This is a genomic window from Streptomyces sp. NPDC022910 (assembly GCF_055561075.1).
On the sequence record NZ_JBVHHL010000067.1, the window covers coordinates 28,507 to 39,676 of the forward strand.

8 protein-coding genes and 3 pseudogenes are annotated in these 11,170 nt (G+C 68.7%); 9 read left to right on the forward strand and 2 right to left on the reverse strand.

Translation table 11 applies throughout. From position 1 onward, the window contains the following. Positions 1 to 154: 154 nt before the first annotated feature. Genes ACZ3TS_RS36765 through ACZ3TS_RS36780 form a run of 4 tightly spaced genes read left to right on the forward strand, consistent with a single transcriptional unit; the run spans position 155 to position 5,006 of the window. The gene (locus ACZ3TS_RS36765) at positions 155 to 2,392 is read left to right on the forward strand and encodes a polyribonucleotide nucleotidyltransferase (RefSeq protein WP_467626267.1); all 2,238 of its coding nucleotides are present in this window, start codon (positions 155 to 157) and stop codon (positions 2,390 to 2,392) included. Beyond that, positions 2,389 to 3,768, forward strand: a complete 1,380-nt coding sequence (locus tag ACZ3TS_RS36770; protein WP_467626269.1) for a M16 family metallopeptidase — start codon at positions 2,389 to 2,391, stop codon at positions 3,766 to 3,768. The genes ACZ3TS_RS36765 and ACZ3TS_RS36770 overlap by 4 nt, the downstream gene beginning before the upstream one ends. A gap of 26 nt (positions 3,769 to 3,794) precedes the next feature. Further along, on the forward strand, positions 3,795 to 4,547 hold the full coding sequence (gene dapB, locus ACZ3TS_RS36775) for a 4-hydroxy-tetrahydrodipicolinate reductase (protein ID WP_467626270.1): 753 nt from the start codon (positions 3,795 to 3,797) through the stop codon (positions 4,545 to 4,547). A 6-nt stretch (positions 4,548 to 4,553) separates the two neighbouring features. Next, a complete protein-coding gene (locus tag ACZ3TS_RS36780) occupies positions 4,554 to 5,006 on the forward strand; it encodes a tetratricopeptide repeat protein (protein ID WP_467626272.1) in 453 nt (150 codons plus the stop codon). Positions 5,007 to 5,105: 99 nt separating this feature from the next. Here ACZ3TS_RS36780 and ACZ3TS_RS36785 read toward each other — a convergent pair whose 3' ends face one another. Together ACZ3TS_RS36785 and ACZ3TS_RS36790 are read right to left on the reverse strand one after the other, a co-directional pair. Continuing rightward, entirely contained in the window at positions 5,106 to 5,663 is a 558-nt protein-coding gene (locus tag ACZ3TS_RS36785) for a PH domain-containing protein (protein ID WP_467626273.1), read from the reverse strand. Positions 5,664 to 5,781: 118 nt separating this feature from the next. Further along, entirely contained in the window at positions 5,782 to 6,018 is a 237-nt protein-coding gene (locus ACZ3TS_RS36790; protein ID WP_467626275.1) for a hypothetical protein, read from the reverse strand. A 244-nt stretch (positions 6,019 to 6,262) separates the two neighbouring features. Between ACZ3TS_RS36790 and ACZ3TS_RS36795 the strand changes: the two are divergent. The 5 genes and pseudogenes from ACZ3TS_RS36795 to ACZ3TS_RS36815 all read left to right on the forward strand — a co-directional run. Beyond that, a pseudogene (locus ACZ3TS_RS36795) lies at positions 6,263 to 6,553 on the forward strand (FAD-dependent thymidylate synthase); the annotation flags it as partial. A gap of 159 nt (positions 6,554 to 6,712) precedes the next feature. Beyond that, positions 6,713 to 7,459, forward strand: a pseudogene (locus ACZ3TS_RS36800) (HNH endonuclease); the annotation flags it as partial. Between the two features lie 3 nt (positions 7,460 to 7,462). Next, a pseudogene (gene thyX / locus ACZ3TS_RS36805) lies at positions 7,463 to 7,912 on the forward strand (FAD-dependent thymidylate synthase); the annotation flags it as partial. Positions 7,913 to 8,122: 210 nt separating this feature from the next. Further along, positions 8,123 to 9,022: a 4-hydroxy-tetrahydrodipicolinate synthase gene (gene dapA, locus ACZ3TS_RS36810; RefSeq protein WP_467626277.1), complete on the forward strand. Its 900-nt coding sequence runs from the start codon at positions 8,123 to 8,125 to the stop codon at positions 9,020 to 9,022. A 126-nt stretch (positions 9,023 to 9,148) separates the two neighbouring features. After that, positions 9,149 to 10,834, forward strand: coding sequence for a ribonuclease J (locus ACZ3TS_RS36815; protein WP_467626278.1), 1,686 nt, complete (start codon positions 9,149 to 9,151; stop codon positions 10,832 to 10,834). The last annotated feature ends 336 nt before the right edge of the window (positions 10,835 to 11,170 follow it).

The following is an 11,170-nucleotide window of genomic DNA, read 5'->3' on the forward strand; positions in this document are numbered from 1 at the left end:
CACCTCGCCGCCGCCGGTCCTCGGTAGTGGCCCCCGGGGGAAGTGAGCCCCGGGTGCTTCGATCGAAGACCGGCCCGCACCAGACGGAGCGCTTCTCCGCCACCGTCCCCCTGCCACACGGGCAGCCAGGGACGAAGACGAGGAGAAAACGCTAGTGGAGAACGAGACCCACTACGCCGAGGCCGTCATCGACAACGGCTCCTTCGGCACCCGTACGATCCGCTTCGAGACGGGCCGCCTGGCCAAGCAGGCCGCCGGCTCCGCCGTGGCGTATCTGGACGACGACACCATGGTGCTGTCGGCCACCACCGCGTCCAAGAACCCCAAGGACCAGCTCGACTTCTTCCCGCTGACGGTCGACGTCGAGGAGCGGATGTACGCGGCCGGGAAGATCCCCGGTTCCTTCTTCCGCCGTGAGGGCCGCCCGTCCGAGGACGCCATCCTCACCTGCCGGCTCATCGACCGTCCGCTGCGCCCGTCCTTCAAGAAGGGCCTGCGCAACGAGATCCAGGTCGTCGCCACGATCATGGCGCTCAACCCCGACCACCTGTACGACGTCGTGGCGATCAACGCCGCGTCCGCGTCCACGCAGCTGGCCGGTCTGCCCTTCTCCGGCCCGATCGGCGGCGTCCGCGTCGCGCTGATCAACGGCCAGTGGGTGGCCTTCCCGACGCACAGCGAGCTCGAGGACGCCGTCTTCGACATGGTCGTCGCGGGCCGCGCCCTGGAGGACGGCGACGTCGCGATCATGATGGTCGAGGCCGAGGCCACCGAGCACACCATCAAGCTCGTCCAGGGCGGCATCGAGGCGCCCACCGAGGAGGTCGTGGCCGCCGGTCTGGAGGCCGCGAAGCCCTTCATCAAGGTGCTGTGCAAGGCCCAGTCGGACCTCGCCGCGAAGGCCGCCAAGCCGACCGGTGAGTTCCCGATCTTCCTCGACTTCCAGGACGACGTCCTGGAGGCGCTGACCGCCGCGGTCCGCCCCGAGCTCGCCCAGGCGCTCACCATCGCCGGCAAGCAGGAGCGCGAGGCCGAGCTCGACCGCGTCAAGCAGCTCGCCGCCGAGAAGCTCCTGCCGGAGTTCGAAGGCCGCGAGAAGGAGATCTCCGCCGCGTACCGCGCGCTGACCAAGCAGCTGGTCCGCGAGCGCGTCATCAAGGAGAAGAAGCGCATCGACGGCCGCGGCGTGACGGACATCCGTACGCTCGCCGCCGAGGTCGAGGCCATCCCGCGGGTGCACGGTTCGGCCCTGTTCGAGCGTGGCGAGACCCAGATCCTGGGCGTCACCACGCTGAACATGCTCCGCATGGAGCAGCAGCTGGACACCCTCTCGCCGGTGACCCGCAAGCGCTACATGCACAACTACAACTTCCCGCCGTACTCCACCGGTGAGACCGGCCGCGTCGGCTCCCCGAAGCGCCGCGAGATCGGCCACGGCGCCCTCGCCGAGCGCGCCCTGCTCCCGGTTCTGCCCTCGCGCGAGGACTTCCCGTACGCGATCCGTCAGGTCTCCGAGGCCCTCGGGTCCAACGGCTCGACGTCCATGGGCTCGGTCTGCGCCTCCACCATGTCGCTGCTGAACGCCGGTGTGCCGCTGAAGGCCCCGGTCGCCGGTATCGCCATGGGTCTGATCTCCCAGGAGATCGACGGCGAGACGCACTACGTGACGCTGACCGACATCCTCGGCGCCGAGGACGCCTTCGGCGACATGGACTTCAAGGTCGCCGGCACCAAGGAGTTCGTGACCGCCCTCCAGCTCGACACCAAGCTGGACGGCATCCCGGCCTCCGTCCTGGCCGCCGCCCTGAAGCAGGCCCGTGACGCCCGTCTCCACATCCTTGATGTGATGACGGAGGCCATCGACCGGCCCGACGCGATGTCCCCGAACGCCCCGCGGATCATCACCGTCAAGATCCCGGTCGACAAGATCGGCGAGGTCATCGGCCCCAAGGGCAAGATGATCAACCAGATCCAGGAGGACACCGGCGCCGAGATCACGATCGAGGACGACGGCACCATCTACATCGGTGCCGCCGACGGCCCGTCCGCCGAGGCCGCCCGCGCCACGATCAACGGCATCGCCAACCCGACCATGCCGGAGGTCGGCGAGCGCTACCTGGGCACGGTCGTGAAGACCACCACCTTCGGTGCGTTCGTCTCGCTGCTCCCGGGCAAGGACGGCCTGCTGCACATCTCGCAGATCCGCAAGCTGGCCGGCGGCAAGCGCGTGGAGAACGTCGAGGACGTGGTCGGTGTGGGCCAGAAGGTCCAGGTCGAGATCGCCGAGATCGACTCCCGCGGCAAGCTCTCCCTCATCCCGGTGATCGAGGGCGAGGGCGAAGGCGCCGCATCCGACAGCGGCTCCGAGACGAAGGACGACACCGACAAGTGACGTCCCGTGGCTTCAAGGCGACGGCCCGCACCTCTTCGGAGGCGCGGGCCGTCGCCCATACCCAAACCCTGATCAAGGGCGTGAACGGCATCGGTACGGTCCGTAAGACAACCCTCCCGGGCGGTCTGCGCGTCGTCACCGAGACGCTGCCCTCCGTGCGCTCCGCCACCTTCGGCATCTGGGCGCACGTCGGCTCGCGCGACGAGACGCCGTCCCTGAACGGCGCCACGCACTACCTGGAACACCTGCTCTTCAAGGGCACGCAGCGCAGGAGCGCCCTCGACATCTCCTCCGCGATCGACGCGGTCGGCGGCGAGATGAACGCGTTCACGGCCAAGGAGTACACGTGCTACTACGCACGCGTGCTCGACGCGGACCTGCCGCTCGCCATCGACGTCGTCTGTGACATGCTCACCGGCTCGCTGATCCTCGAGGAGGACGTCAACGTCGAGCGGGGCGCGATCCTCGAGGAGATCGCGATGACGGAGGACGACCCGGGCGACTGTGTGCACGACCTGTTCGCGCACACCATGTTCGGCGACAACGCGCTCGGCCGCCCGGTCCTCGGCACGGTCGACACCGTCAACGCCTTGAGCGCCGACCGCATCCGCCGCTTCTACAAGAAGCACTACGACCCCACCCACCTGGTCGTCGCGTGCGCAGGCAACATCGACCACAACAAGGTGGTACGTCAGGTGCGTGCCGCCTTCGAGAAGGCCGGCGCCCTCGCCCGGACGGACGCCACACCCATCGCCCCGCGCGACGGCCGCCGCGCCATCCGCACGACCGGCCGCGTCGAGCTGCTGGGCCGCAAGACCGAACAGGCGCACGTCGTCCTCGGCATGCCCGGCCTGGCCCGCACCGACGACCGCCGCTGGGCGCTCGGCGTGCTGAACACGGCTCTCGGTGGCGGCATGTCGTCCCGCCTGTTCCAGGAGGTCCGGGAGAAGCGGGGCCTCGCGTACAGCGTGTACTCGTACACGTCCGGCTTCGCCGACTGCGGTCTCTTCGGCGTCTACGCGGGCTGCCGTCCCAGCCAGGTGCACGACGTGCTGAAGATCTGCCGCGACGAGCTGGACCACGTCGCCGAGCACGGCCTGTCCGACGACGAGATCGCTCGTGCCATCGGTCAGCTCCGGGGCTCCACGGTCCTCGGACTCGAGGACACAGGCGCGCTGATGAACCGTATCGGCAAGAGCGAGCTGTGCTGGGGCGACCAGATGTCCGTCGACGACATGCTGGCCCGGATAGCCGCCGTCACTCCGGACGACGTCCGGTCCGTGGCCCGGGACATCCTGGGACAGCGGCCCTCGCTGTCGGTCATCGGTCCGCTCAAGGACAAGCAGGCGTCCCGTCTGCACGAAGCCGTCGCCTGAACCCCTCCGGTAAGGAAGCAAGAGAGATGAGCAAGCTGCGCGTGGCGGTCCTCGGCGCCAAGGGCCGGATCGGTTCGGAGGCGGTGCGGGCCGTCGAAGCCGCCGAGGACATGGAACTGGTCGCCGCCCTCGGCAGCGGCGACAAGCTGGAGACCCTCGTGGCCGCCGGCGCCCAGGTGGCGGTCGAGCTGACCACCCCGGCCTCGGTGATGGGCAACCTCGACTTCTGCGTACGGCACGGCATCCACGCAGTGGTGGGAACCACCGGCTGGACCGACGAGCGCCTCGCACAGCTGAACGGCTGGCTTGCCCAGTCCCCGGAAACGGGCGTCCTCATCGCCCCGAACTTCTCCATCGGCGCCGTGCTGACCATGAAGTTCGCCGAGGTGGCCGCCCCGTACTTCGAGTCCGTCGAGGTCATCGAGCTGCACCACCCGAACAAGGTGGACGCCCCCAGCGGAACCGCCACGCGCACCGCCCAGCTCATCGCCGCCGCGCGCGAGAAGGCGGGCAGCGCCCCGCAGCCCGATGCCACGGTGACGGCCCTGGACGGCGCCCGCGGGGCGAACGTCGACAGTGTCCCGGTGCACGCCGTCCGCCTGCGCGGCCTGCTCGCCCACCAGGAGGTGCTGCTCGGCGGCGAGGGCGAGACCCTCACCATCCGCCACGACTCCCTGCACCACAGCAGCTTCATGCCGGGCATCCTGCTCGGCGTCCGTCGCGTCGTGACCACTCCGGGCCTGACCTTCGGCCTGGAGCACTTCCTGGACCTGAAGTAGCCGTCCATGCGCGCCAAGATCACCTACGCTGTCACGGCCGCCGTCCTGGTCGTCTACTTCGTCCTGGTCGGCAGCCGCGGTGTGCTCCTGATCCAGAACGGCACCCTGGTCACCGTCACCTTCGGCATCGCCGTGCTGATCCTGCCGGTGATCGGAGTCTGGTTCCTGTGGAAGAACACGCAGTTCGTCCGCAAGGCCAACCGGCTCGCCGCCGAGCTGGACGCCGAGGGCGGCCTGCCCGTCGACGAGCTGAGGCGCACCCCGGGCGGCCGGATCGACCGGGAATCGGCCGACGAGGTCTTCGCCAAGCGCAAGGCCGAGACGGAGGCGGCCCCGGAGGACTGGCGCAGCTGGTTCCGGCTGGCGATCGCCTACCACGACGCCCGTGACACGCCCCGTGCCCGCAAGGCGATGCAGCGGGCGATCGCCCTGCACGAGGGCCAGACGGCCGAGGCCTGATCCGTACGACGCCCGTACGGGCCGCCGGCAGCGGTACCTGACGACGAAGGGGCCGGCCGCCCCGCACTGCGCGGGGCGGCCCCTTCTCTGCGTATCGCGTCAGCCCCGGCAGTACTCCGCGGCCCACGCCTCGACCGTGTCCGCCGCCCGGTCGAAGGCCTGCGGACGCGCCAGGAAGTCGGCGCCGTGCGTGGTCAGCAGCGGCGGCACGTCCTCGGGCGCACGGTCCTTGCGTACGAGGATCAGCGCCTGCCCCTGCACCGTCCGCGGCAGCCCGAGCCAGCGCACCGGCTGCTGCACCGTCCGTACCGAGACGATCCGCTCCCAGGGCACCGTACGCGTGCCGAGGAAACCCACCCGGCGCAGTCCGCGCGCGCTCACCCAGACACCTCCCCGCAGCAGCCGCAGGGCCACGGCGACAACGGCCAAGGCGATGCCGAGGATCGTGCCGGCGCCGGTGAGTGTGCCGGTGAACGCGATGATGACCCCCGCGAAGAGCACGTACGAGGCGAGCAGCAGCAGGAGGGCGGCCGAGCCCACCCGCCAGGGGCCGGGACGGTAGGGGCGCCGCCAGCGGTCGCGATTGTCGTAGGGCAGCGGGATGTCGTCCGCAGCCTGCTCGGAAGCACGGTCGGCCGTCAGGAAGGGCAGGGGCACGGCTGATCCTCACTCGGTCCATGGGGCTGTGCCCGGTGAGGCTATCGAGCCGTGTCCTCGCTCACCACCCTTGGGGGGCCGAGGGCGGTGCCTCTGCGCCAGTCGGACGACCGGCGCGTCACCGCCCGTTGGACGCCTCGGAGTGCTGTGTCGCTGCGGGCGACTGGTGCGACATGGAGGGCATGCCTATGACCAGGGCGCCGACGAGCCCCGCGACGATGGTGAGACCCATGAGCCAGCGCCCGGCCTTCTGACTGGCGGAGGCACGCTCGCGGGGCGGGGGAGTGACATTGCTGCGGAACGAGTCGGCTTCGGCGAGGAAGGCGAACGGAACGGGCTCGCGCCGACGGGACATGGGGAGCGCTTCTCCTCTGAGGGCTCGCAGGGATCGGGGACCCGAGGTGGGTGACCACCAGGTGACGCGAACGGATCGTCGTCACCAACACAGACGCGCGAGAAACGCAGAAGGTGCCCTCTTTCGCCGATTTCGCTGAAGTTCGCCGACGAATGTCGCGGCCCGGTACCGAACGCCCCGTTGTCGGTGCCGGGCCGTAGAGTGGGCGCCGCCCGAGCTTGTGATGGGAAGGACCTTCCACACCGTGACCGACACCCCCGCCGACGACCTCAAGCCCAGCTTCCGCAGCGACGTCACCGTCGAACTGGTCAAGCACAGCGCGGCCGACTCCGACGTGCTGTGGGCCGCCCGCGTCTCCACCGCCGGCGAGCAGTCCCTGGACGAGCTGAAGAAGGACCCGGAGCGCTCCAAGGGCCTGATCAACTATCTGATGCGGGACCGGCACGGCAGCCCCTTCGAGCACAACTCGATGACCTTCTTCATCAGCGCCCCGATCTTCGTCTTCCGCGAGTTCATGAGACACCGCGTGGGCTGGTGCATCGCAGGTGACACCGAGATCACTCTTGAGAGCGAAGCAGGCAATATTCGTCGGCGCACCATCGCCGAGCTGTACAAGCTCTGGCATCTGGGCGTCGAGGACCGGTTGCCGCATTCCGCCGGCGGCGTGACCTGGCACAGTCGGGCCGGCAAGTGGATGGCTCAGGTCGGACGTGGTCAGACCAACCACTACCTCGGCCTCTACGAGAGCCGTGAGGCGGCCGAGTCCGCGGTGGCGGAGTTCCGCGAGGAGCACCCGAGCACCCGTCTCCGCAAGCTCGAATCGGTGCGTCGCAACCATGTGCGCTGTTACGACGAGGAGACGCTCCTCGCTCAGCGGGCCAGTATCGTCGATGTGATCGAATCCGGCGTCAAACCCCTGATCAAGGTCACCACGGCCTCCGGCAAAGTGCTGCGCTGCACGGTGGAGCACGCGGTGTTCACCCCTGACGGCTGGCGCAAGGCGGGCGAGCTCGCGGTGGGGGACGCCGTCATGGCGGCAGGCGGCGCCCCCCGCCCGTCACAGGCCCCGGTTCCGCCGAGCCTGCGGCGCGGCATCGGCGTATGGACTTCCACGCAGCGACAGCGGCTGATCAAGGAGACCGACACCTGCCACCTCTGTGGGCGGGACTTCCCCCGTGCCCAGCTTGCGCTCGATCACGTGGTCCCGGTCTCGGGCGATCTGGTCCGGGCCCTCGACGAGGGGAACCTCGCTCCAGCGTGCGAGCCCTGCCACGGGGCAAAAAGCGCCGAGGAACAGGCCCTGGTCCGACGCGGCGGCGAGGTTGCGAAGGCCGTGCCGGATCTTGTCGTCGCCATTGAAGACGACGGCGAGGAGATGACGTACGACCTCTCAGTCGAAGGCCCCTGGCACAATTTCCTGGCCAACGGCATCGTCGTGCACAACTCCTACAACGAGGAGAGCGGGCGCTACCGCGAGCTTCAGCCGGTCTTCTACGTTCCCGACGAGTCCCGCAAGCTCGTCCAGGAGGGCCGCCCCGGCAAGTACCGATTCGTGGAGGGCACCCAGGGACAGCAGGAACTGGTCGGCCGCGCCATGGAGGACGCGTACGTGCACGCGTACGAGGCGTACCAGGAGATGCTCGCTGCCGGAGTCGCCCGCGAGGTCGCCCGCTCGGTCCTCCCCGTCGGCCTTTTCTCCTCGATGTACGCGACCTGCAACGCCCGCTCGCTGATGCACTTCCTCGGCCTGCGCACCCAGCACGAGCTGGCCAAGGTGCCCTCCTTCCCGCAGCGCGAGATCGAGATGGTCGGGGAGAAGATGGAGGCGGAGTGGGCCAAGCTCATGCCGCTCACGCACGCCGCCTTCAATGCCAACGGGCGCGTGGCGCCGTAGCGTGCACCCGTGTACCGCCCGGGCACAGATGTGCGGTCAGCCGACCGAAGTGTCCGTATTGCGGCATTTCGAGAAGTTCATCTAGCCTGATCAAACGGACCCGGTACTGCTTGAACCCCCGAGCAGGCAGTGCCGGGCTCCGCATTTGTCAGGACTTTCCCCGTCCCCCTAGGGCAGACCCCGCTCAGGGCAGCGAGTAGCGTGTTACCCATGGCTCCGACCTCCACTCCGCAGATCCCCTTCGGGCGGATCCTCACCGCCATGGTCACGCCCTTCACGGCGGACGGCGCACTCGACCTCGACGGCGCGCAGCGGCTCGCCACCCACCTGGTGGACGCAGGCAACGACGGCCTGATCATCAACGGCACCACCGGCGAGTCCCCCACCACCAGTGACGCGGAGAAATCGGATCTCGTACGAGCCGTCCTGGAGGCCGTCGGCGACCGTGCCCACGTCCTCGCCGGTGTGGGTACGAACGACACCCACCACAGCATCGAGCTGGCGCGCGCGGCGCACAAGGTCGGCGTACACGGTCTGCTGACCGTCACGCCGTACTACAACAAGCCCCCGCAGGAGGGCCTGTACCGGCACTTCAAGGCCATTGCCGACGCCACCGACCTGCCGGTCATGCTCTACGACATCCCCGGCCGCAGCGGCGTCCCGATCAACACGGAGACCATCGTCCGACTGGCCGAGCACCCGCGGATCGTCGCCAACAAGGACGCCAAGGGCGACCTCGGCCGCGCCAGCTGGGCCATCGCCCGGTCCGGCCTCGCCTGGTACTCCGGCGACGACATGCTCAACCTGCCCCTGCTCTCCGTGGGCGCGGTCGGCTTCGTCTCGGTCGTGGGCCATGTCGTCACACCCGAGCTGCGGGCCATGGCCGAGGCCTATGTGAGCGGCGACGTCCAGAAGGCGTTGGAGATCCACCAGAAGCTGCTGCCGGTCTTCACCGGAATGTTCCGCACCCAGGGCGTCATGACCACCAAGGCCGCGCTCGCCCTCCGGGGCCTGCCGGCCGGACCGCTGCGCCCGCCCATGGTCGAGCTCTCACTCGAGGAGACCGCCCAGCTCAAGATCGACCTTGCCGCCGGCGGGGTAGAGCTCTGACAAAGACTTCACAACTGAATAGGCAGGACACTGGGCCTGCATCCCACACCGATAACTGCTTTTGCACGAACGTCATGCGCGCCACGTGCCCTACAGGTACGTGGCGCGCATGGTGAGGAGAGTCTTTTGAGTCATCCGCATCCTGAACTCGGCCCGCCCCCGCCGCTCCCCGAAGGGGGCCTGCGGATCACGCCGCTCGGCGGCCTCGGCGAGATCGGCCGAAACATGACCGTCTTCGAGTACGGCGGCCGCCTACTGATCGTCGACTGCGGAGTGCTCTTCCCCGAGGAGGAGCAGCCCGGAATCGACCTGATCCTGCCGGACTTCTCGGCGATCCGGGACCGCCTGGACGATGTCGAGGGCATCGTCCTCACGCACGGTCACGAGGACCACATCGGCGGCGTTCCGTTCCTGCTGCGCGAGAAGCCCGACATCCCGCTGATCGGCTCCAAGCTGACGCTCGCCCTGATCGAGGCGAAGCTCCAGGAACACCGCATCCGGCCGTACACGCTCGAGGTCGCCGAGGGCCAGCGCGAGCGGGTCGGCCCCTTCGACTGCGAGTTCGTCGCGGTCAACCATTCCATCCCCGACGCTCTCGCGGTCGCCATCCGCACCCCCGCCGGCATGGTGGTCCACACGGGCGACTTCAAGATGGACCAACTGCCGCTGGACAACCGGCTGACCGATCTCCATGCGTTCGCACGGCTGAGCGAGGAAGGTATCGACCTTCTCCTCACCGACTCGACCAACGCCGAGGTCCCCGGGTTCACCCCGCATGAGCGCGACATCTCCAACGTCCTGCGCCAGGTCTTCGCGGGTGCGCGCAAGCGGATCATCGTGGCGAGCTTCGCCAGCCACGTCCACCGCATCCAGCAGATTCTGGACGCGGCGCACGAGTACGGCCGCCGGGTCGCCTTCGTCGGCCGCTCCATGGTCCGCAACATGGGCATCGCCCGGGACCTGGGCTACCTGAAGGTGCCGCCGGGCCTGGTGGTGGACGTCAAGACGCTGGACGACCTGCCGGACAGCGAGATCGTGCTGGTGTGCACAGGCTCGCAGGGCGAGCCGATGGCCGCCCTGTCCCGGATGGCGAACCGGGACCACCAGATCCGCATCGTCGGGGGCGACACGGTGATCCTCGCGTCGTCGCTGATCCCCGGCAACGAGAACGCGGTGTACCGCGTGATCAACGGCCTGACCCGCTGGGGCGCGAACGTCGTGCACAAGGGCAACGCCAAGGTGCATGTCTCGGGCCACGCGTCCGCGGGCGAGCTGCTGTACTTCTACAACATCTGCCGCCCGAAGAACCTGATGCCGGTCCACGGTGAATGGCGCCACCTGCGAGCGAACGCCGAGCTGGGCGCGCTCACGGGCGTCCCGCACGACCGGATCGTCATCGCCGAGGACGGCGTCGTCGTCGACCTCGTCGAGGGCAAGGCGAAGATCTCCGGCAAGGTCCAGGCGGGATACGTGTACGTCGACGGCCTCTCCGTCGGCGACGTCGGCGAGCCGGCGCTGAAGGACCGGAAGATCCTCGGAGACGAGGGCATCATCTCGGTCTTCGTGGTGGTGGACTCCTCGACGGGCAAGATCACGGGAGGCCCCCACGTCCAGGCCCGCGGCTCGGGCATCGAGGATTCGGCCTTCGACGCGGTGATCCCGAAGGTCACGGAGGCCCTGGAGAAGTCGGCCCAGGACGGGATCGTCGAACCCCACCAGCTGCAGCAGCTGATGAGGCGGATCCTGGGCAAGTGGGTCTCGGACACGTATCGACGCAGGCCGATGATCCTGCCTGTGGTCGTCGAGGTCTGACGTTCCGTCAAGTCCTCGCGCGGGTGAACCCGGAGCGAGGCGCCCCGATTTGCATCGGGGCGCCTCGCTCCAGTACGTTTACGGCTCCGCCGGCGGGGGACCCGACGCAACCGAGCGTCAGGGACCGTCCCCAGCGGGGTGGAAATCCCGACTCAGAGTCTCTGATAAAGTCGGAACCGCCGGAAAGGGAAACGCGAAAGCGGGAACCTGGAAAGCGCCGAGGAAATCGGATCGGAAAGATCTGATAGAGTTTGAAACACCGAAGGGAAGCGCCCGGAGGAAAGCCGCGAGAGTGAGTCTCTCGGGTGAGTACAAAGGAAGCGTCCGTTCCTTGAG

Coding starts and splice junctions, on each gene's coding strand:
- dapB (WP_467626270.1), top strand. CDS start 3,795: ATGAGCAAGCTGCGCGTGGCGGTCCTCGGCGCCAAGGGCCGGATCGGT.
- ACZ3TS_RS36780 (WP_467626272.1), top strand. CDS start 4,554: ATGCGCGCCAAGATCACCTACGCTGTCACGGCCGCCGTCCTGGTCGTC.
- ACZ3TS_RS36790 (WP_467626275.1), bottom strand. CDS start 6,018: ATGTCCCGTCGGCGCGAGCCCGTTCCGTTCGCCTTCCTCGCCGAAGCC.
- dapA (WP_467626277.1), top strand. CDS start 8,123: ATGGCTCCGACCTCCACTCCGCAGATCCCCTTCGGGCGGATCCTCACC.